The organism is Streptomyces sp. NPDC001222 (assembly GCF_042896945.1).
Classification (GTDB): domain Bacteria; phylum Actinomycetota; class Actinomycetes; order Streptomycetales; family Streptomycetaceae; genus Streptomyces; species Streptomyces gibsoniae.
Map to the genome: position 1 here is coordinate 50,218 of NZ_JBIAXT010000038.1, position 25,780 is coordinate 75,997.

A 25,780-nucleotide genomic window follows, 5' to 3' on the forward strand; every position below is an offset into this window, starting at 1 on the left:
CCTAATGAGGCGGGATGATGTGCAGCATAGTCTCGGCCCAGACCTCGCCGATCACGGACAGATGATCGTTCATCTCCTCGGTCATGGCGCTCTCCGGGTCTGTGGCGATCTTGCCCACCTTGCGCGATATCTGCGAGTTGTGGAGACCGAGTTTCTTAAGTCTCCTCTCTATTTCCTCCTTGGGTAGACCGTCCTCCATTTTGGCGAGTGCTTTGTTTTGCAGATCCTTCAGTCGTTCTCGGTCCGCTTGTCGCAGCTCCAAACCTTCAGGATCGGTGCGGTAGGTGGTGCTGTAGTGGACAGGAATCTTTCCGTCCCTCATGTCCGGGTGAGTGCGTAGCCGTGTCGAACAGTCGGCATGCCCCTCTCCCACACCACATGGTTCACGTTCCGTATAGAGGCCGGCAAGGGTGTACTTCTTGCCTTCTGGAGCGGAGTTGGTGCGATCGAACCAGTCGAGGAGATGCTTCTCCGAGTGACGCGGAGAGACTCCGGACTCATCCGCGGGAACAGACGAGTCGACGACGTAGCTGCTGTTTCCCTTGGAGTCCACGACTTCAATGACGGCGTAGTTCTTTCCGGAGAAATCCGGCTTGTGTCCAGTGGCATCAATGATCGCGTTGATCTGTTCAATGGTCGGCCGCTTAGAATTCCCGGTGAGTCGCTCGTGTAGCTCTTTGAGATTGTCCTTTGTCTCCTGGTCGGAACGGTACTGGCTCGGGAACTTATTGTTTGCCCTGTCACGCGCATCCGCGCTCACCGCGCGTTCGGAGTCCGTGGCGCGGTCAGGGTCTCCGTCCCCGCGCGGCTCGGCGTCCATGTACGGGCGGCCATCGCGGTCATGTTCGGGGTTGTGCCCGACTCCCTGGCTTTCGTGGTATGCGAGGCTGAGCCTGGCCAGAGATGCGACCACTGCATATCTCTGGCCATCATTCAACTGACGGAACTCGTCGCCGAGCGATTCCTCGAGGAACTTTCTGGAGAAGGCCGTTGGCGGCATATCCGTCTCGCCCGCCTCGCGAGCCTGCTTGACAGCGTCCATCCTGTCGGCTGCTTCTCTGAGCACTGACGCCAGACGTCCGTCGCGTGCCCACCCTCTCAGGCCCTCGTGGACGGGCTCGAGGTCGATGCGGTGTACCGGAAGACCCCTCAGATCGGGGTTTTCGTAGTCGCGCACGGCTTGCTGGGCGTCATCCGGTGCCAGGCCAAGTTGCTCAGCGTCGGGTCGCTCCGGCAGCGGAAGGGACGCGTTCCGCTCGGCCCGGGTCGGATCGGCGTCGTCAGGCGTTGACCCGTGTCCGGCAGGGTTCTCGGGCGCTCGGTGGTTTCGGTTGTCGGGGATGGCCGGTGCAGGGCGATCGGGGCGAGCTGTGGTGTTGGGCCGGGGGCCGGGCTGATCGTCTGTCGGTGGTTTCCGTTCGGAGGTGTCTTGCTTGAGTGGATCGGTTGGGCGCGGGGCGGGGGTGTGCTGCTGATGCGGTGTCCCGGCCGTGTGCGGCCCTGAGGTGGGGGTTCGCTGGTCGGTGGCCAGGTCACCTGTTGCGGCGTGCTTGGGCGCGGGGACTGTGTCGTCCGTGACGTTCCGGGGGTCGGTGTTCCCTGGGCGCTCGGTCGCTGAAGGGGACTGGTGTTCAGGGGTTGGGTCGCCGGCGTGGGGGGCGTGGGGTACGTCCGTTCGAGTGCTGGCGTGCGACGGCTGTACGGCGTCGTGTGCAGGCGAGGTGAGCCTGTCGCCTTCCGTACGGTTCTTGTTCTCGTCGGTGGTGTGCGGGGACCCAGAGTCCGGCTCGTATGTGGTGTCGGACGGATGGCGGGTTGAGGTGCCGTCGGTCTTTGGTGTGTCCGCGTGGGTGGGGCCTGGCTCAGCGTGGGACGGGTCTTCCCCGCTGTGGTTGTCGGACTCGGTGCGGGGTGGATTGTGCGGGGTGGTTTCGGCCTCCGAGTTGGGGGTGTTCTCGTCGGGGGCCTTCTTCGAGGGCTCGTCTGACGAGTTCTCCGAGTCGGGGGTCTTGTTGTTCTCATGGAGGGAGTTGTCGGACTCCGGGTGGGGAGTGCCGGTTCCCTCTTGGGGGTTGTTCGAGTCGTGGTGAGAGGTGCCGTTTTCGGGAGGGGGGGTGGGGTGGAGCGGGTTGCGGTTGGCGTCCAGGGGGATGTGCCAGACGTGTTCCGCGTTGGGGATGTGGAGGGGCTGGTGGCTGACCTCTCCGCTCTGGGTGTCGATCCAGATGATGTTGCCGTGGTGGTTCACGGCGTTGAAGGCGTGGCCGCCTCCGCCCGGCCAGTCGACCTGGACGATGGCCGCGGCACCGTGGCCGGCTTGCTGGAGGTCCGACGCGATGCGGTTGGGGGTTTCGGGGTCGCTGCCGGTGCCGGCGTAGGTGTGCGCGGCGCCTGACCACCGGATCTGGTTCGTGTTCGCGTCGTGCTCGGGGGACCAGGGGTCGAGGTTGCCGTGCTGGTCGACGTCGAGGGTGCGGGGCGCTGAGACCTGGGGGTTTCCGTACCAGGTCTCCAGGAAGGAGCGGGAGCAGTCGGCGCAGTTGTTGCTGCGACCCGGGACCTGGTTGCCGCCGTCGTTCTGGAGCTGGGACCAATGGCCGAAGGGGTCCGGGAAACGCTGCGGGGTGCCGTCGGGCTCGTGCGGTACCGCGTTGACCAGGGCCTGCTGGTCGTGGGGGTGTGGTTCGGTCAGGCCGCCGGGATAGTGGTCCAGGCCGTTGCGGATGGTGTCCAGGCTCTCCTGGTGCGGGTGCTGTTGGGGGGACGTGCCCGGTTCGGTGTGCGGCGCGCCCGGTGGCTGCGGTGTGGTGTGGCCCGCGTGCGACGGCGGGGTGGAGGGTGTCGCGGCGGGAACGACGGTGTGGATCGGGACGGGCGTCACCTGATCGTGCTGTCGGTCGTGGTCGCGAGACTTGTCCGTTCCGGCTTCGGATGTCTGCGACGTGTGGTGCTGTGACGCCGGTTGCTGCGGGGCGTCCGGGTGCGGATGGGTGCCGGGTGCCGTGCCTGCGGGCTGGTTCGGCTTGTTGGGGGTGGGGCGGGGGCCCGGCTGGTTCTGGGTGCCGGGCGCGCCGGAGCCACGGGAGGGCTGGGTGGGGCCGGGCTGCGCTGAGGAGTTCGGGGTCTGAGTGCTGCTGTTCGGGTTCGAGGAGGTTCGCTCCGGCCCGCTGCCGCTGCCGGTGCTGGCGCCGGTGTTGCTTGAGGTGGGGGGTGGTGGCGTCTGGTTCGCGGTTCGGTTCCTGGGCGAGTTCGGGTCCGCGTTCGAGTTCCGGTTCGGGCTCGGGTCCGAGTTCGGGTTCTGGCCCCGGGTGGGTGTGCGGGTGTCGGTCGCGTCCGTGGTGTTCCGGGGCGCGGTGCGGTCGCCCGGTGTGGTGCCGGGTGTGTTGCGGGGTGCGGACCGGTCTTCCGGGGTGCTGCGGGGGGTCGTCCGCTCATCGGTGCGGGGGGTCGTCCGCTCGTCGGTGCGGGGGGTCGTCCGCTCGTCCGTGCGGGGGGTCGTCCGCTCGTCTGTGCGGGGGGTGGCGCGGTCCTCCGGCCGGGGCGTCGTACGGTCCTCCGAAGGACTGCGGGGCGTCGAGCGTCCCTCCGGTGTTTCGCGCGGTGCAGTTCGGCTCTCCGGGGCCGTGCCGGGGGTGCGCTGCGTCGGGATGCGGCCGTCTGTCGCACCGGGCGTACGGCCGTCTGTCGCACCGGGCGTACGGCCGTCTGTCGCACCGGGCGTACGGCCGTCTGTCGCACCGGGCGTGCGGCCCTCTGCCGTCCCGGGCGTGCGGCCCTCTGCCGTCCCGGGCGTGCGGCCCTCTGCCGTCCCGGGCGTGCGGCCCTCTGTGGTACGAGGCGTGCGTCCGTCGCTCGTGCCGGATGGCCGTCCGCCACCTGCGCCGGATACTCGGCCGTCACCACCGCCGGGTACGCGGCCGTCCCCGGCGCTGGGTATTCGGCCGATGCCCGCGTTGGATGTGCGGCCGTCACCCGTGCCGGGTATGCGGCCCTCCGGCATCGCGGTTCGCGGTGTCCGGGGCGTGGTCGAGGACGTGGGGCTCGGCGTGGACGCGGGGCCCGTTCCCGTTGTGGTCGGGGTCGTGGAGGAGGGATTCCTCGTCGGGCCCGGGGTCGTGGTCGGGCTGGTGGGGCCTGCCGTGGAGGACGTGGTGCCGGGTGTGCTTGCCGTCGGGCGCGGGCCCGGGCCGTCGGCCGTGGTGGGCGGTGGCGTGGGCGAGGTCGGCATGGTTGGGCCGCCGTCCGTGCGGCCGCCGGTTCCGCTGGGGGAGTGGTCGGTGGGCGTCGGCGTGGGCGAGGCGTGGGACTGGGTGGGGACGCTGGCGGCCAGGCTGTCGATCGACGTACCGATGCCACCGCCCCTGCCGCTGCTCGACGAGGACGCCGTACCGTCGGACGACACATGGCTGGGTGCCGCGTGCGGGGCCGGTGAGGAGAAGCCGGAGACCGAGGAGTGGCCCGTGCCGGTGGGGGCGGACATGCTCGGGGCGCCGGACGAGACGTCGGTGTTCGGGGCGCTGTGCGAGGTTCCGCTCGGCGTGGGGTCGTCGAAGTCCGCCAGCGACGGTGTGTGCCGCGGGGCCGAGATGTCCGAGGAGGAATGATTCGGCGACCGGGAACCCGAGTCGGAGCCGGAGCCGGAGCCGGAATCAGAACCGGAGTCCGATCCGGGCCCCACGCCCACGTCCGGCGTATGAACACCGGCACCGCCCGTGTCGGCGGATATATCGCCGCCTATGTTCCTCCCCGGACCTGAACCTGAACCCGAATCCGAATGCGTGCTCGTACCCGAATCCGTGCGGTCCGAGTGCCCGCTCGTGTCCGAGTGCCCGCTCGTGTCCGAGTGCGTCGACGACGAGGAGTCGGATGACGACCCCGAGTCCGTATTCGTGTCCGAGTCCGACGACGACCTCGACGGGGAGTTGGAGTCCCCGTCACCGCCCCCCTGCCCGTGTCCGCCGTCCCCGCCCTCGCCGTTCTCCGTGCCCGACGTGTGATGGCCGTCGATGCGGCTGTCGATGGCGTGGTGGAAGCGGTGTCCGGCCTTCTGGCCCAGGTTGTCGCGTACACCCTCGACCAGGGTCTGGGGGGTCTGCTTGATGGCCTGCCAGCCGGCGTCCTTGCCGGCCTTCACGGTCTGGCCGAGGTCGTAGCCCTGCTGGGCGCCGAAGCCGACGTTCACCGTCTGGCGGATGAGGTCGGTGATGATCGCCTCGATGGCCGAGATGGCGGGTTCCTTCAGCGCCTGGACGATCGACTCCATGAGCGCCTCTTTGAGCTCGTCGAGGAGGCGGCGCACGATCAGCCGGGTGACCTGGGTGGCGCCGAGCGCCCCCGCTTCGGACAGGCCGAAGGTGAAGGGCGCGGCGGCCTGGGCGGCGGCGATCTCGAAGGCCAGGGCGATCAGCTGGGCGATCACCGCCCATTTGGCGAACTCGACGATGTATGCGCAGGCTTCCAGCACGTTTGCGATGGTGTAGGCGGCCTGTGCCGCGTTCGCGAGGTAGCCGTCGGAGCCGTTCCCGCCGTCGAACTTGGCGTAGGCCTTGGTGAACGCGTCGATCGACTCGCCGGCGTTGTGAGCCACCACGGTCCGGGCACTGGCGTTCGCCGAGGCGTGCAGGTCGGTGACGTCGTCGCCGAACTTCCGCCACAGGGTGGCGCACTCCCTGAGCTTGTCCTCGTCCGCCGTCGGCCAGCGGTAGCCGAGCATCTGGAGAACCCACTCGAGTTCGTCCGGCAGCATCATCGACACAGCGCACACACCCCCGTCTGCAACCGGCTTCCAACTCCCCCACCCAGCAGGGGAGATCGCGCTTGGAACAGCCGTACGCACAGCTTACGTACCGGCCCGCAAGCAACTTCAGAGGATTGCTGTCACAAATCTGTTGCAGGGCGGACCGCTTGACCGCGGCGCGCGCGGCGGCCTTCTGACGGCCCCGATCGAGCAGCCTCACGACTGCGGATCGAGCCGCCTCACGACCACGGATCAGGCTGTCGTACGACCACGGATCGAGCCGTCGTACGCCTGCTGATCAGTCCTCTTGCCGACGACGCAGATGGTGCGGCCCCGTCGGCATCTCCACCTGGCCGTCGTACTGAGTCGTGATGCTCTGCCAGGTGGCGTACTGGTCGTCCTCGTTCTGCTCGTGCCGTACGCCCATCTCGGTGAAGGCCAGCCCCATCCCCGCGAGCCGTTGCGCAAGGCTGTTCATCGACTGGTACATGCCGTCGCGCAGGCCCTCGTAGGCGACGCCGAACTTCTCGCCGATGTCGTCGTCGCCCCACGGCGGGGTGCCGTTGCCGCCTTCGAGTGCGGTCAGCCCGTTCTGGAGGCTTTCCACCGCCTTGCTGAAGTTCTGGCCCACCGTGAACATGTTGTAGCCCTCGGCCTTGAGGACCGAGGGATCGGCGCGCAGCCCGTCGTCGGCCACAAGTGCCCCCCGCGAATCGGCATTTGTTCGACTGTTCGACAGGCCACCCTAGCGGGCGGGCCGGGGCCGTACCCACCTCCGGCCCCTCATCCCCTCCAACCCCACACACGCCGAAGGGGCGGCACCCCTCGGGTGCCGCCCCTCCGATCGCCGTGCCGGGCTCGACGCGAGCTCAGAACCGCGCCGGGAGCCATCCGGTCTGGATCAGCTGACCCCCGCGCCGCCGCGTGTGGAAGTATCCGCGGCCGGGCGGCAGTTGCGACGGGGTGATGTTGCCGAGCAGCGCACCCTCCGTACGGTCGCCGGAGAGCACGATGCCCTGGGCGCCCAGTTCACGCAGGCGCTGCATCACCGGTTCGTACAGCGACCGGCTGGCACCGCCCGAGGACCGCGCGATGATGACCCGCAGACCGATGTCACGGGCGAAGGGAAGGTACTCGAGCAGCGGGGCCAGCGGGTTCATGCCCGTCGCCACCAGGTCGTAGTCGTCGACGATGACGAACGCGTCCGGGCTGCTGTACCAGCTGCGGTTGCGCAGCTGCTCGGGCGTGACGTCCGGGCCCGGCATGCGACGGTGCATCGAACCGGCCAGGCCCTCGAGCGTCTCGGCCAGGGCGGGCGCCGACGCGCAGTAGCGCGACAGATGCGACTCCGGGACACCTTCCAGATGGGCGCGCCGGTAGTCACCCATGACGATCTTCGCCTGATCCGGGGTGTAGCGCTCGGTGATCTGTTTGATGAGCAGCCGCAGTACCGCCGACTTACCGGACTCGCTCTCACCGAACACGATGAAGTGCGGATCCGTCTCGAAGTCGACGAAGACCGGCGCGAGCGACGACTCGTCGATGCCGATGGCGACACCGCGCTCCGGGTGCTCGTACCCCTTGGGCAGCCGGTCCGCCGGCATCTGGGTGGGCAGCAGCCGTACGGCCGGAGCGTGGCTGCCCTGCCAGTTGTCGTTGACGCCGCGCACGAGGATCGTCGTGGCCTCCGACAGGTCCTTGGTGTCCGAGGAGCCGTCGACGCGGGGCAGCGCCGTCATGAAGTGCAGCTTGTCCAGGCTCAGGCCGCGGCCCGGCATGGTGCTGGGCACGTTCTGGGCGACCTTGCGGTCGATCTCCGACTCGGTCGGGTCACCGAGCCGCAGCTCGATGCGGTTCTGCAGCATGTCCTTGAGCGCGGGCCGCACCTCGGTGTAGCGGCTGGCGGTCAGGATGACATGCACACCGAAGCCGAGACCGCGCGTCGCGATGTCGGTGACGGCCGCCTCCAGCAGCTCGTAGTCCATCTTGAAGGTCGCCCAGCCGTCGATGACGAGGAAGACGTCACCCCAGGGCTGGTCGGGCAGCAGTCCCGCGGCCCTGCGCTGCCGGTAGGTCTGGATCGAGTCGATGTTGTTCGCGCGGAAGTACTCCTCGCGCGTGTTCAGGATGCCCTCGACCTCGCTGACCGTCCGGCGGACCTTCTCCGCGTCGAGCCGGTTGGCCACTCCGCCGACGTGTGCCAGCTCCTCCATCGCGATCAGACCGCCACCGCCGAAGTCCAGGCAGTAGAACTGCACTTCGGTGGGTGTGTGGGTGAGCGCGAACGACGAGATGAGCGTGCGCAGCAGCGTCGACTTGCCGGACTGCGGACCGCCGATGAACAGACCGTGGCCCGCACCGCCGGAGAAGTCCCGGTACAGCACGTCGCGGCGCTGCTCGAACGGCTTGTCCACCAGACCGACCGGCACATTGAGCCGGCCGAGCGCCGTGTACTCGGGCGCGGTCAGGCCGCGCTCCGGAGTGACGGCAAGCTGGGGGAGCAGCTGCTCCAGCGAGGGCGCCTCCTCCAGCGGGGGCAGCCACACCTGGTGCGCGGGCGGTCCCTGGTTGACCATTCGGCCCACGATGACGTCCAGGACCGTGTCGGCGAGCGCGTCGTCCACGCCGCTGTCGGCCTCCGGCTCCTCGACCACCGGCTGCACGGGCAGCGCCACATGCTCCGCCGTGAACAGCGCGGGCCGCAGCTGGGTGGAGCGGTTCACCCGGGACGGACCCTCGCCGTGGTACGCCCCCGACACATACGCGGCCTTGAAGCGGACCATGGTGTCGGTGTCGTAGCGCAGATAACCCGAGCCGGGGATCGACGGCAGGTGGTAGGCGTCCGGGACACCGATCGCCGTACGGGACTCGGCGGCGGAGAAGGTGCGCAGACCGATCCGGTACGACAGATAGGTGTCAAGGCCGCGCAGCTTGCCCTCCTCCAGACGCTGCGAGGCCAGCAGCAGGTGCACACCCAGCGAGCGGCCGATACGGCCGATCTGGATGAACATGTCGATGAAGTCGGGCTTGGCGGTGAGCAGCTCGGAGAACTCGTCGAGCACGATCACCAGCGAGGCCATCGGCTCCAGGGCCGCGCCCGCCGCCCGTGCCTTCTCGTAGTCGTGAAGGTTGGCGTAGTTGCCCGCAGTGCGCAGCAGTTCCTGGCGCCGCTGCATCTCACCCGTGATCGCGTCACGCATACGGTCGACGAGCGTGAGGTCGTCCGCCAGGTTGGTGATGACGGCCGCGGTGTGCGGCATGTCCGCCATGCCTGCGAAGGTCGCACCACCCTTGAAGTCCGCGAGGATGAAGTTCAGCGTCTCCGAGGAGTGCGTCACCGCGAGACCGAGCACCAGCGTCCGCAGCAGCTCCGACTTGCCGGAACCGGTCGCGCCGACGCACAGGCCGTGCGGGCCCATGCCCTCCTGCGAGGCCTCCTTCAGGTCGAGCATGACCGGCTCGCCGTTCTCGCCGACACCGATCGGCACCCGCAGCCGCTCGTGCAGCGTGCGCGGCCGCCAGGTGCGCGAGACATCGACGGAACCCGCGTCACCGATGCCCATGAGATCGGTGAAGTCCAGGTTGGACAGCAGGGGTTCGCCCTCCTCCGCGGTGCCGACCCGGAAGGGGGCGAGCTGCCGGGCCAGGGACTCGGCCTGCGCGGCACTCAGCACATCGGGCTTGCCGGTGTACGCGGACTCGTGGCCCACGTACAGCCGCATGCCGTTGGGCTTCGCGTGGACCGTCAGACCGGCGCGCAGCTCCTCCTCCAGTTCGCCCGGGGCGATCTCCAGGAAGGTGACGCCCTGGAGCCCCTCGACGCTGGCGAGTTCGGAGTCCGGCGGCACCGTGCCGCCGTCGAGCACCACGATCAGATGCGGCTGGTCGTACACCGGGTTCGCGTCCCGGTTCCAGCGCGGTCGGTCCGTCAGCTGGTCGGCCAGCGCCTCCTCCAGCTCCCCGAGGTCGTCGAAGAGGAGCCTGGCCGAGCCCGCGCCGTCCTTGGCCTTCGGATGCTGGCTGTGCGGAAGCCACTTGATCCAGTCCCAGTCGGCCGCCGCGGACGGGTGCGCCACGACGGCGACCATCAGGTCCTCCGGCGAGTGCAGCGTCGTCAGTTGGGCAAGCGTGGCACGGGCGTTGCCGTAGACCGTGTCGGTGTCTCCGCTCACCGTCACGTGGTAGAAGGCGCGCAGCGAGACCGAGACGGGCAGGTCGGCCAGGCTGCCGTGCGCATCGAGGAAGGCCTTCATGGCCGCCGCGGTCAGCGGCTCCAGCTCCTCCTTGGGCGCGGTCTCCGGGGCGACGAGCGGAGTGTTCAGCTGCTGGGTGCCACGGCCTATCCGGACGGAGGCGAAGTCCCCGTCGGTCGGGCGCCGCTCCCACAGCCGCCTGCCGTCGGCCGCCAGCGCCCACAACTGGTCCGGTTCGGGGTGCTGGAAGAGCTGGCTGCGCCGCTGCAGATCGGCGGTCTTGTGCACCTCCTTGCGGACCTGCTCCAGATAGCGGAAGTAGTCACGCCGGTCCTGGGCCATCCCGGCGCCGCCGCCCTGACGGGACTTGGTGAACTGGGCGATCGCCATGGCCAGGGTCGAGGCCAGCATCAGTCCGCCGACCACCCGCATATAGGACGGCAGACCCGGCATGAAGAAGAAGCCGACCGACCCCAGCATGCCCATCATGGGCAGCAGGGTCATCAGCATGCTCTCCTCGCCCTCGCGCGGGATCTCGGGGGGCGTCTCGAGTCTGACCTCGCCGTCCGGGACGACCGGGGGCGCTGTTCGCGGCGGCCGCTTGATGATGACGACGCTCACCGATGCACTCTTCCTTCGCGATTGATACGTCTTGGTACCGACGCCCCCGTGTACCGCGACCTGTTCTCGTTCGCGTAGGCGTCGTCCACGCAGGCGTCGATCCTACTGATGCGCACCGTGCGCAAAGGAGGCAGGACGATGGAGATGCCTGGCGGGTCCTGGGGGAATGGAGGAGGCAGGCCCCGGGCCGGAGGCGGCAACGGATAGGGTGGCGCTCCGCGTCGTACGAGCGACGTGAAGTCGTGAAAAAGTCGTGAAGAAGTCTTGTCTAGCAGGGGGAACTACCAGGTGAGCACGGGGACTTCGACAGGATTCTGCCGAATCACCATCGCAGCGCCGGACAGCCGTGTCGATGTGGCGCTGCCGGAGGACCTGCCGATTCAGGACCTCTTTCCCGAGATCGTCAGGCTCTCGGGCCTGGTTCAGCCGGACACCAGCCCCGCCGGCTACCACCTCGTACGCCGCGAGGGGCAAGTGCTCGACGCGAGCCGGTCGTTGCAGGAGCAGCGGGTCAGGGACGGCGAGGTGCTGCTGCTGCGCACGTTCGCCGACTCGCTGCCGCCGGCCGTGCACGACGACGTGGTGGACGCGATCGCCGCCGCCGTCAAGCAGGACCTGCGCAGCTGGAACGACAACCTGATGCGGGTGGCCGGCCTTGTCTCCGGTGCGCTGCTGCTGGTCATGCTCGGCTTCGTCTTCTGGTTCGCCGACCCGATACGGCACGACATGCACGGTCTCCAGGGCATCCTCGCCGGTGTGGTCGCGCTCGCCCTGACGGCACTCGCGGGTGTGCGGGCCCGGGTCTACGACGACCGCGCTTCCGCCGTCGCGCTCGGTGTCTCGGCCCTGCCGCACGCGCTCATCGCGGGCTCCGGTGTCATCCCCCAGGACGCGGGTCACGGTCCCGGCCGGATCCAGTTCCTCGTCGGCTGCGTCGCTGTGCTGCTCTTCTCCATCGTGCTGATCATGCTGCTGCCGCAGGGCGACGCCCCCTTCGTGGCCGCCGCGCTCGCCGCCGCGATCGGCACGCTCGCCGTGTTCTGCGGTGTCCTCACCGACGCACAGCCCCGGCAGATCGCCGCGGGCACCGCGGTCGTCGCGCTGGCCGTCGTCGGCTTCCTGCCCGGCTGGTCGGCCCGCTTCGCCAAGCTGCCGATCGGCTTCCGTAACCCGGAGGACCTGGCCCGGGCCCGTCGCGAGGGCCGGGACGGCGACCTGGAGGCGGTCGACGTCCAGCGCATCGTCGCCCAGACCAGCCGGGGCCACGAGCTGCTGCTCGGCCTCGTCGGCGGCTGTGCCGCGGTCATCGTCGGCGCGGGCGGCGCGGTGCTCGGCTTCAGCGACAGCGGCTGGGCCCAGCTGCTCGCCCTGTGCACCGGCCTCGCCGCGATGCTGCGGGCCCGTCTGTTCCGCTACACCGCCCAGGTGACATGCCTGTTCGTGGCCGGTGTCGTCACCCTCGGCCTCCTGGTGCTCGGCCTCGCGATCTCGCCCCCGACCGACATCCTGGTCGAGCTGGCCCAGGGCAACGCCGGCCCCGTCGACATACGGACCCTGTGGCTCGGCGCCTCGGTCGCGGCCGGTGTGCTGCTGCTGATCTCGATCGCCCTGATCGTGCCGCAGAAGGGGCTCTCCCCCTTCTGGGGCCGCATGCTGGACCTCGCGGACTCCCTGGTCCTGCTCTCCCTGGTCCCGGTCTGCCTGGCCGTCCTCGATGTCTACGGCAAGGTCCGCGGCGGAGTCTGACCACCGCTCGACGGCGAACGGCGCCCCGCTGCTGCGGGGCGCCGTTTCCTTTGCCGTGCGTGCGGATCGCCTACTGCGACCGGCCCCGGCCTCCCGCGCGAAGGCCGCAGCGGTAAACCGTGGGACGGGCAGGCGCAAAGGTTGCGACAGGGGCGCCTTCTGAACCGGTAAACGCCCCCTGTCACGCAACCCTGTCGTGGGTACCGTCGCTGATCATGTATTCGATGACGGGGGCGGGATGATGGACCAGTTCGGTGTCGATCCCGATACGTTGACAGACCTCGCGGGCAAGTTCGACCGGGAAGCGAAAGGGCTGACCAGGCCGATCGACGACTTCGCGGCGACGGCGTCCGGGATCGGGGAGGCCTTCGGCCTGCTCGGTGCCTGCGACGGCGCGGCGGAGAAGTACCAGAAGTTGCTGTCCAGCACCGTCAAGGCGCTCGGGCACCTCCCCGGGGTGCTCGGCAGCGACGCCGACCGGCTGCGCCTCAACGCCGCGAACTACAAGGACTCCGACCAGGTGGCCATACGCCATCTCAACGCCGCGACCGGGCCGGCAGGTGGTCCGGCGTGAGCGTCAACGGCTGGATCGACGGCAAGGTCCTGGAGATTCTCCAGGCGTGCGGGGTGGAGCTTCCGGGCGGTGACGGCGAGAGCCTCCGGACGATCGCCCGTGCCTGGGACACCATGGGCACCGAGCTGACCGAGGTCGTCCACACCCTCGATGTGGCGATCGCGGGGGTCGACAAGCAGGGCTGGCACGGCGACGCCCGCGACGCCTTCGAGAAGCACTGGCAGGAACAGAAGCAGGTCATCGGCGACGTCGCGCGCAACTTCCACCAGGTGGCCGACGGGCTGCGGGCGTACGCCGACGAGATCGACAGGATCAACGAGGAGATCATCGACATCTGCGTCGAGATCGCCGAGATGGAGATCGCCGGAGCGGCGCTGTCCTTCTTCACCGGCTTCCTCTCCGACCTCGTCGCGAACACGGCCGTGGCCGCACGGATCAGCAGGATCGTCGACCTGGTGAAGCTCTTCACCTCGGCCGCCGAGAAGGTGGCGGCCCTGCTGGAGCGGTTCGGCGCGCTCACCGAGGAAGGGGCGGCCACGCTGGCCCGGGTTCTCTCCAAAGTGGCCCAGTTCAGCGCGAAGTTCCTCACCAAGGGCGGCGAAAGCCTCGTCACCAACTTCGTCGCCGACTCGGGCAGCATGATGGTCAATCAGGCCGTTCACGGCCAGCCCGTGACCGTGGGGGACGACCTCGCCGGCGGTGCCTGGGCCGCCGGCGGCACGGCCGTGTTCACCGGGGGCGGTGCGGCGGTGGCGGGCACGGCGGAGCTGGGCGGGGTGGCGGGCAACATCCTCAGGGGCGACGGACTGTTCGGCACCACCGTCAACGGTGCGGTGGCCAACGTCGCGGGTGGCCTCACGGCCGACATGGCCAACGGCCAGGACGCTTCGACGATGGGGCAGGACGCCCTCACGAACGCGGCGACCGGCGCCTTCGGCAACGCCCAGAACCACGGCGTCAACCACGCCCTGGAGGAGCATGGAAGTCTTGGCGGTGAGAACCTCAGTGACCGGGGCAAGCTTGCCGACGACGCGTTCAAGAACACCGTGGGCACCACGTTGAACACGGGCGTCTACGCGGCCGGCTCCGGCATCGAGTCTGACATCCAGGACCTGGCCAAGAGCGAGGGAGAGCAGCCTACGCCATGAGACTTGCGGCGACCTGGACCCCGAACCCGGACCACCCCGCTTCGTGGAGCGGGTTCCTCCTGGCGCTCCTCGGGGTCGCCGGGTGTCTGATCGTCATAGCCGGGGCCGCTGTGACCATCGCCCTCCTGCGCGCCCAAAGGCCCAGAAAGTGGGGCAACTACGTCATCGGGCCGGTGGTCCTCGTCGTAGGCCTGGCCGCCACGGGCTTCGGCTTCCGGCTCTTGTGACGCTGCGGCTCGCGGCTTGCCGTCTCGGAAGGCGCAGGCAGTACCGCGATGTTGTCGGCGCGTTCGACGGTTTCGCTTCTACGCTGCCCCCATGACCTCGACCGATCAAGCTGCCATGACTTCGACCGACCAAGAGGACGTCGACAACGATCAAGAAAACGTCGACACCGGTCAGGAAGATGCCGATGGCGACCAGGCCGGGCTCAGCGCGAGGTCCGAGAAGCTGGGGGAGCCCGAGAACCTGGGGGAGCCCGAAGAGCTGGGGGAGTCCGAGAAACTGAGGGAGCCCGAGAAGCTGGGGGAGCTTGAGGAGCCCGAGGAGCTTGAGGAGCCCGAGGAGCCCGAGGAGCCCGAGGAGCGGCACCAGGCACTGAGCCCCCGGCAGGCCCGCCGCATTCGCATCGCCGTGGCCGGGGCGATCATGGCTGCGGTCGCTGTCATGCTTGTCGTAGGGCTCCGTGAGCAACCCTCGCTCCTGACCATCGGTGTCTACGGCGCCACCCTCGTCCTGTGCGGCGTGGTCATCGAGCTCAGCCGCCGCGGCCGGACGCGTATCGGCACATGGCTGCTGGCGACCGGCCTCGTCGCCGTCGTCGCCGCGGACCAGTTCCTGCGGGCCCGCTGACGCCCGTCGGCCTCGGACCCCGAGGGCGGGAAACCTGCCCGCTACGGGCTGGTACCCTGTGTGACGGCCGTTCGTGTACGCACCCCCGGACCTCGCCCGATGCCCTCAGGGGCCGTCAGGGATCTGGAGGCCGCGCCCGGCGGATCCCCGCCACCCGAGTTGTGGAAGCTCCCCTGAGATGAAGACCAGGGGCACTCGGTGGCACTCAGAAGACTACGAGGAGTACGCGTGTCGCTCGACGCCGCCACGAAGAAGCAGATCATGTCCGAGTTCGGTACCAAGGAGGGCGACACCGGCTCCCCCGAGGTCCAGGTCGCGCTGCTGTCCCGCCGCATCTCGGACCTGACCGAGCACCTCAAGACCCACAAGCACGACCACCACTCCCGCCGTGGTCTGCTCATCCTGGTCGGTCAGCGCCGCCGGCTGCTGCAGTACCTGGCCAAGAAGGACATCCAGCGCTTCCGTACGCTGGTCGACCGCCTCGGCATCCGCCGTGGTGCGGCGGGCGCCAAGTAAGACGCCGTGGAGGGAGCGGTTCCCATACGAAGGGGACCGCTCCCTTTGCTGTACGTGCGGACTGTCACTGCCGCTTTGTAGTGTGGTAGCACAACGCAGGACGTACGACACGCGTGCGAGGAGCGTCCGGACCCCGGGCGCATCCCGCACACCGAACGAGGAGAAGCGCACCTCGCCGCCGCCGGTCCTCGGTAGTGGCCCCCGGGAGGAAGCGAGCCCCGGGTGCTTCGATCGAAGACCGGCCCGCACCAGATGGCGCGCTTCTCCGCCACCGTCCCCCTGCCACACGGGCAGCGAAGGACGAAGACGAGGAGAAAACGCTAGTGGAGAACGAGACCCACTACGCCGAGGCCGTCATCGACAACGGCTCCTTCGGCACCCGCACGATCCGCTTCGAGACGGGCCGCCTGGCCAAGCAGGCCGCCGGCTCCGCCGTCGCGTACCTGGACGACGACACGATGGTCCTGTCGGCCACCACCGCGTCCAAGAGCCCCAAGGACCAGCTCGACTTCTTCCCGCTGACGGTCGACGTCGAGGAGCGGATGTACGCGGCCGGGAAGATCCCCGGTTCCTTCTTCCGCCGTGAGGGCCGTCCCTCCGAGGACGCCATCCTCACCTGTCGGCTCATCGACCGCCCGCTGCGCCCGTCCTTCAAGAAGGGCCTGCGCAACGAGATCCAGGTCGTCGCCACCATCATGGCGCTCAACCCCGACCACCTGTACGACGTCGTGGCGATCAACGCCGCGTCCGCGTCCACGCAGCTGGCCGGTCTGCCCTTCTCCGGCCCGATCGGTGGCGTCCGCGTCGCGCTGATCAACGGCCAGTGGGTCGCCTTCCCGACGCACACCGAGCTCGAGGACGCCGTCTTCGACATGGTCGTCGCGGGCCGTGCCCTGGAGGACGGCGACGTCGCGATCATGATGGTCGAGGCCGAGGCCACCGACAAGACCATCCAGCTGGTCAAGGGCGGCGCCGAGGCGCCCACCGAGGAGGTCGTCGCCGCCGGTCTGGAGGCCGCGAAGCCCTTCATCAAGGTGCTGTGCAAGGCCCAGGCCGACCTCGCCGCGAAGGCCGCCAAGCCGACCGGCGAGTTCCCGATCTTCCTCGACTACCAGGACGACGTCCTGGAGGCGCTGACCGCCGCGGTCCGCCCGGAGCTGGCCTCCGCGCTGACCATCGCGGGCAAGCAGGAGCGCGAGGCCGAGCTGGACCGCGTCAAGGGCCTGGCCGCCGAGAAGCTCCTGCCGGAGTTCGAGGGCCGCGAGAAGGAGATCTCCGCCGCGTACCGTTCGCTGACCAAGGCTCTGGTCCGCGAGCGCGTCATCAAGGAGAAGAAGCGCATCGACGGCCGCGGTGTCACCGACATCCGCACCCTGGCCGCCGAGGTCGAGGCCATCCCGCGGGTGCACGGCTCGGCCCTGTTCGAGCGCGGCGAGACCCAGATCCTGGGCGTCACCACGCTGAACATGCTGCGCATGGAGCAGCAGCTCGACACCCTCTCCCCGGTGACGCGCAAGCGCTACATGCACAACTACAACTTCCCGCCGTACTCCACCGGTGAGACCGGCCGCGTCGGCTCCCCGAAGCGCCGCGAGATCGGCCACGGCGCCCTCGCCGAGCGCGCTCTGGTGCCGGTTCTGCCGACGCGCGAGGAGTTCCCGTACGCGATCCGTCAGGTGTCCGAGGCCCTCGGCTCCAACGGCTCGACGTCCATGGGCTCGGTGTGCGCCTCCACCATGTCGCTGCTGAACGCCGGTGTGCCGCTGAAGGCCCCGGTCGCCGGTATCGCCATGGGTCTGATCTCCCAGGAGATCGACGGCGAGACGCACTACGTGACGCTGACCGACATCCTCGGTGCCGAGGACGCCTTCGGCGACATGGACTTCAAGGTCGCCGGCACCAAGGAGTTCGTGACCGCCCTCCAGCTCGACACCAAGCTGGACGGCATCCCGGCCTCCGTCCTGGCCGCGGCCCTCAAGCAGGCCCGCGACGCGCGTCTCCACATCCTCGACGTGATGATGGAGGCCATCGACCGGCCCGACGAGATGTCCCCGCACGCCCCGCGGATCATCACCGTCAAGATCCCGGTCGACAAGATCGGTGAGGTCATCGGCCCCAAGGGCAAGATGATCAACCAGATCCAGGAGGACACCGGCGCCGAGATCACGATCGAGGACGACGGCACGATCTACATCGGTGCCGCCGACGGCCCGTCCGCCGAGGCCGCCCGCGCCACGATCAACGGCATCGCCAACCCGACCATGCCGGAGGTCGGCGAGCGCTACCTGGGCACGGTCGTGAAGACGACCACCTTCGGCGCGTTCGTCTCGCTGCTCCCGGGCAAGGACGGTCTGCTGCACATCTCGCAGATCCGCAAGCTCGCCGGCGGCAAGCGCGTGGAGAACGTCGAGGACGTCGTGGCCGTGGGCCACAAGGTCCAGGTCGAGATCGCCGAGATCGACTCCCGCGGCAAGCTCTCCCTCATCCCCGTCATCGAGGGCGAGGAAGCGGCCGAGGACGCGAAGGACGACACCGACCAGTGACGTCCCGTGGCTTCAAGGCGACGGCCCGCACCTCCTCGGAGGCGCGGGCCGTCGCCCGTACCCAAACCCTGATCAAGGGGGCGAACGGCATCGGCACTGTCCGTAAGACCACCCTTCCTGGTGGACTGCGCATCGTCACCGAGACTCTGCCCTCGGTGCGCTCCGCCACGTTCGGCATCTGGGCGCACGTCGGCTCGCGCGACGAGACGCCGGCGCTGAACGGGGCCACGCACTACCTCGAACACCTGCTCTTCAAGGGCACGGAACGGCGTAGCGCGCTGGACATCTCGGCCGCCATCGACGCGGTCGGCGGCGAGATGAACGCGTTCACGGCGAAGGAGTACACGTGCTACTACGCGCGTGTGCTCGACACCGACCTGCCGCTGGCGATCGACGTCGTCTGCGACATGCTCACCGGCTCGCTGATCCGCGAGGAGGACGTCGACATCGAGCGCGGCGCGATCCTCGAGGAGATCGCGATGACGGAGGACGACCCCGGCGACTGTGTGCACGACCTGTTCGCGCACACGATGCTCGGCGACACCCCGCTCGGCCGCCCGGTCCTCGGCACGGTCGACACGGTCAACGCCCTGAGCGCCGACCGTATCCGCCGCTTCTACCGCAAGCACTACGACCCCACGCACCTGGTGGTCGCGTGCGCGGGCAACGTCGACCACAACAAGGTCGTCCGCCAGGTGCGAGCCGCCTTCGAGAAGGCCGGCACACTCACCCGGTCGGACGCCGCGCCCCTCGGACCGCGGGTAGGCCGCCGTGGCATCCGCACGGCCGGCCGGGTCGAGCTGCTGTCCCGCAAGACCGAGCAGGCGCATGTCGTCCTCGGCATGCCCGGCCTGGCCCGCACCGACGAGCGCCGCTGGGCTCTCGGGGTGCTGAACACGGCGCTCGGCGGCGGTATGTCGTCCCGGCTGTTCCAGGAGGTCCGCGAGAAGCGGGGCCTCGCCTACAGCGTGTACTCGTACACCTCCGGCTTCGCCGACTGCGGTCTGTTCGGCGTCTACGCGGGCTGCCGTCCCAGCCAGGTGCACGACGTCCTCAAGATCTGCCGTGACGAACTGGACCAGGTGGCCGAGCACGGCCTGTCCGACGACGAGATCTCCCGCGCCATCGGCCAGCTGCGCGGGGCCACGGTCCTCGGGCTGGAGGACACGGGCGCGCTGATGAACCGCATCGGCAAGAGCGAGCTGTGCTGGGGCGACCAGATGTCCGTCGACGACATGCTGGCCCGGATAGCCGAGGTCACCCCGGACGACGTCCGGTCCGTGGCCCGGGACGTCCTCGGACAGCGGCCCTCGCTGTCGGTCATCGGCCCGCTGAAGGACAGGCAGGCGTCCCGTCTGCACGATGCGGTCGCGTAATCCCCTCCGGTTAAGGAAGCAAGAGATGAGCAAGCTGCGCGTGGCGGTCCTGGGCGCCAAGGGCCGGATCGGTGCGGAGGCGGTACGGGCCGTCGACGCCGCCGAGGACATGGAACTGGTGGCCGCCCTCGGCCGGGGCGACAAGCTGGAGGCCCTCGTCGACACGGGCGCCCAGGTGGCGGTGGAGCTGACCACGCCTGCCTCGGTGATGGGCAATCTCGACTTCTGCGTACGGCACGGCATCCACGCCGTGGTGGGCACGACGGGCTGGACCGACGAGCGCCTCGCGCAGCTGCGGGGCTGGCTGGCCCAGTCACCGGAGACGGGCGTCCTCATCGCCCCGAACTTCTCCATCGGCGCCGTGCTGACCATGAAGTTCGCCGAGGTGGCCGCCCCGTACTTCGAGTCCGTGGAGGTCGTCGAGCTGCACCACCCGAACAAGGTGGACGCCCCCAGCGGCACGGCCACGCGCACCGCCCAGCTCATCGCCGCCGCGCGGGAGAAGGCGGGCAGCGCCCCGCAGCCCGACGCCACGGTGACGGCCCTGGACGGCGCCCGCGGAGCGAACGTCGACGGGGTGCCGGTGCACGCGGTCCGGCTGCGCGGTCTGCTCGCCCACCAGGAGGTGCTGCTCGGCGGCGAGGGCGAGACCCTCACCATCCGCCATGACTCGCTGCACCACAGCAGCTTCATGCCGGGCATCCTGCTCGGTGTCCGCCGTGTCGTGACCGCTCCGGGCCTCACCTTCGGCCTGGAGCACTTCCTCGACCTGAAGTAGAAGCGGCTGTCCATGCGCGCGAAGCTCACCTACGTCGTCACGGCCGCCGTCCTGGTCGTCTATTTCGTCCTGGTCGGCAGCCGTGGCGTGCTCCTGATCCAGGCCGGCACCGCGGTCACCGTCACCTTCGGCATCGCGGTGCTGATCCTGCCGGTCATCGGTGTGTGGTTCCTGTGGAAGAACACCCAGTTCGTCCGCAAGGCCAACCGGCTCGCCGCCGCGCTGGACGCCGAGGGCGGTCTGCCGGTCGACGAACTCAGGCGTACTCCCGGCGGCCGGATCGACCGCGACTCGGCCGACGAGGTCTTCGCCCGGCGCAGGGCGGAGACGGAGGCGGCCCCGGACGACTGGCGCAGCTGGTTCCGGCTGGCCATCGCCTACCACGACGCCCGTGACACGCCCCGCGCCCGCAAGGCGATGCAGCGGGCGATCGCCCTGCACGAGGGCAGGCCGGTCACACCCTGACGAGTGCGTTCCCTGCCCCGGCCCGAGGGCCGGCCGCCCGCGACGCAGAAGGGGCCGCCCCGCATCCGCGGGGCGGCCCCTTCGTCGTCGTGTCGTCGCGCCTCCGGCGGCCCCGCGCCGTCGCGCGACCGGCCCGGCGTCCTGGCCGGTCAGACCCGGCCGTACTCCGCGGCCCAGGCCTCGACCGTGTCCGCCGCCCGGTCGAAGGCCTGCGGGCGCGCCAGGAAGTCGGCGCCGTGCGTGGACAGCAGGGGCGGCAGCTCCTCGGCCGCGCGGTCCTTGCGTACGAGGACCAGCGCCTGTCCCTGCACCGTGCGCGGAAGCCCGAGCCAGCGCACCGGCTGCTGCACTGTCCGCACCGAGACGACCCGCTCCCAGCGCGTCGTACGCGTGACGAAGAAGCCCACCCGGCGCAGCCCCCGCGCGCTCACCCAGACGCCCATGCGCAGCAGCCGCAGGGCCCCGGCGATCACGACCAGCGCGATGACGAAGACCATGACGGCGCCGGACAGCGTGCCGGTGAACGCGATGATGACAGCCGCGAAGAGCACGTACGAGGCCAGGAGGAGCAGGAGCGCGGACGCACCCACCCGCCACGGGCCGGGGCGGTAGGGGCGCCGCCAGCGGTCGCGGTCGTCGTACGGCAGCGGGGTGTCGTCCGCTGCCTGCTCGAAAGCACGGTCGGCCGTAAGGAAGGGCAGGGGCACGGCTGATCCTCACTCGCTCATGGGGCTGTGCCCGGTGAGGCTATCGAGCCGTGTCCCGGCTCACCACCCTCGGGGGGCCGAGGGAGTGCGCCCGTGCGCCAGTCGGACGGCGGGGGCGCGTGTCAGCGCCCGTCGGAGGCCTCGGAGTGCTGCGTCGCCGCGGGCGACTGGTGCGACATCGACGGCATGCCTATGACCAGGGCGCCGACGAGCCCGGCCACGATGGTGAGCCCCATCAGCCAGCGTCCGGCTATCTGGCCGGCCGAGGAACGCTCGCGGGGCGGGCGCGTGACATTGCTGCGGAAGGAGTCGGCCTCGGCGAGGAAGGCGAACGGTACGGGCTCGCGCCGACGGAACATGGGGAGCGCATCTCCTCTGGCTGGTAGGGACCGGGTCTCCCGGGGCTTGCTGCGGACCGGGTGACCCGAACGGGGCGCCGTCACTCATACAGACGCGCGAGGCCGCCGAAAGGTGCCCTGTTTCGCCGATTTCGCCGAACTTCGCTGCCGAATGTCGTGGCCCGGCCGCGAACGCCCCGTTGTCAGTGCAGGGCCGTAGAGTGGGCGCCGCCCGAGCCTGTGATGGGAAGGATCTTCCACACCGTGACCGACACCCCCGCCGACGACCTCAAGCCCAGCTTCCGCAGCGATGTCACCGTCGAGCTGGTCAAGCACAGCGCGGCCGACTCCGACGTGCTGTGGGCCGCCCGCGTCTCCACCGCCGGCGAGCAGTCCCTCGAGGAGCTGAAGAAGGACCCGGAGCGCTCCAAGGGGCTGATCAACTACCTGATGCGGGACCGGCACGGCAGCCCCTTCGAGCACAACTCGATGACGTTCTTCATCAGCGCCCCGATCTTCGTCTTCCGCGAGTTCATGCGGCACCGCGTGGGCTGGTCGTACAACGAGGAGAGCGGGCGCTACCGCGAGCTCGAGCCCGTCTTCTACGTCCCCGACGAGTCCCGCAAGCTCGTCCAGGAGGGCCGTCCCGGCCAGTACCGGTTCGTGGAGGGCACCCAGGCGCAGCAGGAGCTGGTCGGCCGGGTCATGGAGGACACGTACGTGCACGCGTACGAGGCGTACCAGGAGATGCTCGCCGCGGGCGTGGCCCGCGAGGTCGCCCGTTCGGTCCTCCCGGTCGGCCTGTTCTCGTCGATGTACGCGACCTGCAACGCGCGCTCCCTCATGCACTTCCTCGGCCTGCGCACCCAGCACGAGCTGGCCAAGGTGCCCTCGTTCCCGCAGCGGGAGATCGAGATGGTCGGCGAGCGGATGGAGGCGGAGTGGGCCGAGCTCATGCCTCTCACTCATGCCGCCTTCAATGCCAACGGGCGCGTTGCGCCGTGATTCCGCGCCTGTTCGCGGTTCGGGCACAGATGTGCGGTCAGCCGAGCGAAGTGTCCGTATTGCGGCATTTCGAGAAGTTCATCTAGCCTGATCAAACGGACCCGGCACTGCTTGAACCCCCGAGCAGGCAGTGCCGGGTTCCACCTTTGTCAGGACTTTCCCCACACCCCGAGGGCAGACCCCGCCCTGAGCAACGAGTAGCGTGTATGCCATGGCTCCGACCTCCACTCCGCAGATCCCCTTCGGGCGGATCCTCACCGCCATGGTCACGCCGTTCACGGCGGACGGCGCACTCGACCTCGACGGCGCACAGCGGCTCGCCACCCACCTGGTGGACGCAGGCAACGACGGCCTGATCATCAACGGCACCACCGGCGAGTCCCCCACCACCAGCGATGCGGAGAAATCGGAGCTGGTACGGGCCGTCCTGGAGGCGGTCGGCGACCGCGCCCACATCGTGGCCGGTGTCGGCACGAACGACACCCACCACAGCATCGAGCTGGCGCGCGCGGCGCAGAAGGCCGGCGCGCACGGACTGCTCACCGTGACGCCGTACTACAACAAGCCCCCGCAGGAGGGGCTGTACCGGCACTTCAAGGCCATCGCCGACGCCACCGAGCTGCCGGTCATGCTCTACGACATCCCGGGCCGCAGCGGGGTCCCGATCACCACGGAGACCCTCGTCCGCCTGGCGGAGCACCCGCGGATCGTCGCCAACAAGGACGCCAAGGGCGACCTCGGCCGCGCCAGCTGGGCGATCGCCCAGTCCGGCCTCGCCTGGTACTCCGGCGACGACATGCTCAACCTGCCCCTGCTCTCGGTGGGCGCGGTCGGTTTCGTCTCGGTCGTCGGCCATGTCGTCACCCCGGAGCTGCGGGCGATGGCCGAGGCCTACGCCAGCGGCGACGTCCAGAAGGCGCTGGAGATCCACCAGAAGCTGCTTCCGGTCTTCACCGGCATGTTCCGCACCCAGGGCGTCATGACCACCAAGGCCGCGCTCGGGCTGCAGGGTCTGCCCGCCGGACCCCTGCGCGCGCCCATGGTCGAGCTGTCGCCCGAGGAGACCGCTCAGCTCAAGATCGATCTTGCCGCCGGCGGGGTAGAACTCTGACACAGACTTCACAACTGAATAGGCAGGACCCAGGTGCCTGCACCCCACACAAACAACTGCTTTTGCACGAACGTCATGCGCGCCACGTGCCCGTACAGGTACGTGGCGTGCGTGGTGAGGAGAGTCTTTTGAGTCATCCGCATCCTGAACTCGGCCCGCCGCCGAAGCTCCCCGAAGGCGGCCTGAGGGTCACGCCACTCGGCGGCCTCGGGGAGATCGGCCGGAACATGACCGTCTTCGAGTACGGCGGTCGCCTCCTGATCGTCGACTGCGGAGTGCTCTTCCCCGAGGAGGAGCAGCCCGGAATCGACCTGATCCTGCCGGACTTCTCGTCCATCCGTGATCGCCTCGACGACGTCGAGGGCATCGTCCTCACCCACGGACACGAGGACCACATCGGCGGCGTCCCGTACCTGCTGCGGGAGAAGCCCGACATCCCGCTGATCGGCTCCAAGCTGACCCTCGCGCTGATCGAGGCGAAGCTCCAGGAGCACCGCATCCGCCCCTACACGCTGGAGGTCGCGGAGGGTCAGCGAGAGCGGGTCGGCCCCTTCGACTGCGAGTTCATCGCCGTCAACCACTCCATCCCGGACGCCCTCGCGGTCGCGATCCGGACCCCGGCCGGCATGGTCGTCCACACCGGCGACTTCAAGATGGACCAGCTGCCGCTGGACAACCGTCTGACCGACCTCCATGCGTTCGCACGGCTGAGCGAGGAGGGCATCGACCTTCTTCTCACCGACTCCACCAACGCCGAGGTTCCCGGGTTCACCCCGCACGAGCGCGACATCTCCAATGTCCTGCGCCAGGTCTTCGCGGGCGCCCGCAAGCGGATCATCGTGGCGAGCTTCGCCAGCCATGTCCACCGCATCCAGCAGATCCTGGACGCCGCGCACGAGTACGGCCGTCGGGTCGCCTTCGTGGGCCGCTCCATGGTCCGCAACATGGGCATCGCGCGTGACCTCGGCTATCTGAAGGTGCCGCCGGGTCTGGTGGTGGACGTCAAGACCCTGGACGACCTACCCGACGACGAGGTCGTGCTGGTGTGCACGGGCTCGCAGGGCGAGCCGATGGCGGCGCTGTCGCGGATGGCCAACCGGGACCACCAGATCCGGATCGTCCAGGGCGACACGGTGATCCTCGCTTCGTCGCTGATCCCCGGCAACGAGAACGCGGTGTACCGCGTGATCAACGGTCTGACCCGCTGGGGCGCCAACGTGGTGCACAAGGGGAACGCCAAGGTGCACGTCTCGGGCCACGCGTCCGCGGGCGAGCTGCTGTACTTCTACAACATCTGCCGCCCGAAGAACCTGATGCCGGTCCACGGCGAATGGCGCCATCTGCGGGCGAACGCCGAGCTGGGTGCCCTGACCGGTGTCCCGCACGACCGGATCGTCATCGCCGAGGACGGCATCGCCGTCGACCTCATCGAAGGCAAGGCGAAGATCTCCGGCAAGGTCCAGGCCGGATATGTGTACGTCGACGGCCTCTCGGTCGGCGATGTCGGGGAGCCGGCGCTCAAGGACCGCAAGATCCTGGGCGACGAGGGCATCATCTCGGTCTTCGTGGTCGTGGACGCCTCGACGGGCAAGATCACGGGTGGACCCCATGTTCAGGCCCGTGGTTCGGGCATCGAGGACTCCGCCTTCAGCGAGGTGCTCCCGAAGATCACGGAGGTGCTGGAGCGCTCCGCGCAGGACGGCGTCGTCGAACCGCACCAGCTGCAACAGCTGATCCGGCGAACCCTGGGCAAGTGGGTCTCGGACAGCTACCGGCGCCGGCCGATGATCCTGCCTGTGGTGGTTGAGGTCTGACACCTGGTCAGGTCCTGACGCAGATGCAACTGGAGCGGGGCCCCTCGATTTGCATCGAGGGGCCCCGCTCCAGTACGTTTACGGCTCCGCCAGCGGGGGAACCCGGCGCCATCGAGCGTCAGGAACCTGCCCCGGCAGGGCGGAAATCCTGACTCAGAATCTCTGATAAAGTCGGGAAAGCCGGAAAGGGAAACGCGGGAGCGGGAACCTGGAAAGCACCGAGGAAATCGGGTCGAGAAAAGATCTGATAGAGTCG

The 25,780-nt window shown here is 69.2% G+C and carries 18 protein-coding genes; 13 read left to right on the top strand and 5 right to left on the bottom strand.

Annotated elements, in window-relative coordinates; genetic code table 11:
* Position 1: 1 nt before the first annotated feature.
* From ACFY2Z_RS35180 to eccCa, 3 genes are all read right to left on the bottom strand, one after another.
* Positions 2-5,749, bottom strand: a complete 5,748-nt coding sequence (locus tag ACFY2Z_RS35180; protein WP_390748062.1) for a toxin glutamine deamidase domain-containing protein — start codon at positions 5,747-5,749, stop codon at positions 2-4.
* Positions 5,750-6,035: 286 nt separating this feature from the next.
* Positions 6,036-6,434, bottom strand: a complete 399-nt coding sequence (locus tag ACFY2Z_RS35185; protein WP_390748063.1) for a hypothetical protein — start codon at positions 6,432-6,434, stop codon at positions 6,036-6,038.
* A 172-nt stretch (positions 6,435-6,606) separates the two neighbouring features.
* Positions 6,607-10,551 carry a type VII secretion protein EccCa gene (gene eccCa, locus ACFY2Z_RS35190; protein ID WP_390748064.1) on the bottom strand — a complete coding sequence of 1,315 codons (3,945 nt, stop codon included), beginning with the start codon at positions 10,549-10,551 and terminating at the stop codon, positions 6,607-6,609.
* A 288-nt stretch (positions 10,552-10,839) separates the two neighbouring features.
* Here eccCa and eccD point away from each other — a divergent pair, with 288 nt between their 5' ends.
* The 10 genes from eccD to ACFY2Z_RS35240 all read left to right on the top strand — a co-directional run bounded on the left by eccD (position 10,840) and on the right by ACFY2Z_RS35240 (position 20,549).
* Positions 10,840-12,297, top strand: a complete 1,458-nt coding sequence (eccD, locus tag ACFY2Z_RS35195) for a type VII secretion integral membrane protein EccD (protein ID WP_355921792.1) — start codon at positions 10,840-10,842, stop codon at positions 12,295-12,297.
* A gap of 238 nt (positions 12,298-12,535) precedes the next feature.
* A complete protein-coding gene (locus tag ACFY2Z_RS35200) occupies positions 12,536-12,871 on the top strand; it encodes a WXG100 family type VII secretion target (protein ID WP_390748065.1) in 336 nt (111 codons plus the stop codon).
* Positions 12,868-14,019, top strand: a complete 1,152-nt coding sequence (locus ACFY2Z_RS35205) for a WXG100 family type VII secretion target (protein ID WP_390748066.1) — start codon at positions 12,868-12,870, stop codon at positions 14,017-14,019. Before ACFY2Z_RS35200 ends, ACFY2Z_RS35205 begins: the two co-directional genes overlap by 4 nt.
* Positions 14,016-14,246 carry a hypothetical protein gene (locus ACFY2Z_RS35210; protein WP_390748067.1) on the top strand — a complete coding sequence of 77 codons (231 nt, stop codon included), beginning with the start codon at positions 14,016-14,018 and terminating at the stop codon, positions 14,244-14,246. Before ACFY2Z_RS35205 ends, ACFY2Z_RS35210 begins: the two co-directional genes overlap by 4 nt.
* Positions 14,247-14,361: 115 nt before the next feature.
* Complete coding sequence (locus tag ACFY2Z_RS35215) at positions 14,362-14,871, top strand: hypothetical protein (protein ID WP_390748068.1); 510 nt, start codon at positions 14,362-14,364, stop codon at positions 14,869-14,871.
* A gap of 228 nt (positions 14,872-15,099) precedes the next feature.
* On the top strand, positions 15,100-15,387 hold the full coding sequence (gene rpsO, locus ACFY2Z_RS35220; protein WP_059415298.1) for a 30S ribosomal protein S15: 288 nt from the start codon (positions 15,100-15,102) through the stop codon (positions 15,385-15,387).
* A 323-nt stretch (positions 15,388-15,710) separates the two neighbouring features.
* A complete protein-coding gene (locus ACFY2Z_RS35225; RefSeq protein ID WP_390748069.1) occupies positions 15,711-17,930 on the top strand; it encodes a polyribonucleotide nucleotidyltransferase in 2,220 nt (739 codons plus the stop codon).
* A complete protein-coding gene (locus tag ACFY2Z_RS35230; protein ID WP_390748070.1) occupies positions 17,927-19,306 on the top strand; it encodes a M16 family metallopeptidase in 1,380 nt (459 codons plus the stop codon). The genes ACFY2Z_RS35225 and ACFY2Z_RS35230 overlap by 4 nt, the downstream gene beginning before the upstream one ends.
* A gap of 25 nt (positions 19,307-19,331) precedes the next feature.
* Positions 19,332-20,084 (top strand): 4-hydroxy-tetrahydrodipicolinate reductase, encoded by a 753-nt coding sequence (gene dapB / locus ACFY2Z_RS35235; protein ID WP_390748071.1) that lies wholly within the window; start codon positions 19,332-19,334, stop codon positions 20,082-20,084.
* A 12-nt stretch (positions 20,085-20,096) separates the two neighbouring features.
* Positions 20,097-20,549: a hypothetical protein gene (locus ACFY2Z_RS35240; RefSeq protein WP_390748072.1), complete on the top strand. Its 453-nt coding sequence runs from the start codon at positions 20,097-20,099 to the stop codon at positions 20,547-20,549.
* Positions 20,550-20,698: 149 nt separating this feature from the next.
* On the opposite strand, the gene ACFY2Z_RS35245 is transcribed toward ACFY2Z_RS35240, so the two are convergent.
* A complete protein-coding gene (locus tag ACFY2Z_RS35245; protein ID WP_390748073.1) occupies positions 20,699-21,256 on the bottom strand; it encodes a hypothetical protein in 558 nt (185 codons plus the stop codon).
* Between the two features lie 122 nt (positions 21,257-21,378).
* Positions 21,379-21,615: a hypothetical protein gene (locus ACFY2Z_RS35250; RefSeq protein WP_390748074.1), complete on the bottom strand. Its 237-nt coding sequence runs from the start codon at positions 21,613-21,615 to the stop codon at positions 21,379-21,381.
* 243 nt (positions 21,616-21,858) lie between these two features.
* Between ACFY2Z_RS35250 and thyX the strand changes: the two genes are divergently transcribed.
* The 3 genes from thyX to ACFY2Z_RS35265 all read left to right on the top strand — a co-directional run bounded on the left by thyX (position 21,859) and on the right by ACFY2Z_RS35265 (position 25,524).
* A complete protein-coding gene (gene thyX, locus ACFY2Z_RS35255) occupies positions 21,859-22,599 on the top strand; it encodes an FAD-dependent thymidylate synthase (protein WP_311700051.1) in 741 nt (246 codons plus the stop codon).
* A 211-nt stretch (positions 22,600-22,810) separates the two neighbouring features.
* Positions 22,811-23,710 carry a 4-hydroxy-tetrahydrodipicolinate synthase gene (dapA, locus tag ACFY2Z_RS35260; RefSeq protein ID WP_390748075.1) on the top strand — a complete coding sequence of 300 codons (900 nt, stop codon included), beginning with the start codon at positions 22,811-22,813 and terminating at the stop codon, positions 23,708-23,710.
* Positions 23,711-23,838: 128 nt separating this feature from the next.
* On the top strand, positions 23,839-25,524 hold the full coding sequence (locus ACFY2Z_RS35265; RefSeq protein WP_390748076.1) for a ribonuclease J: 1,686 nt from the start codon (positions 23,839-23,841) through the stop codon (positions 25,522-25,524).
* The last annotated feature ends 256 nt before the right edge of the window (positions 25,525-25,780 follow it).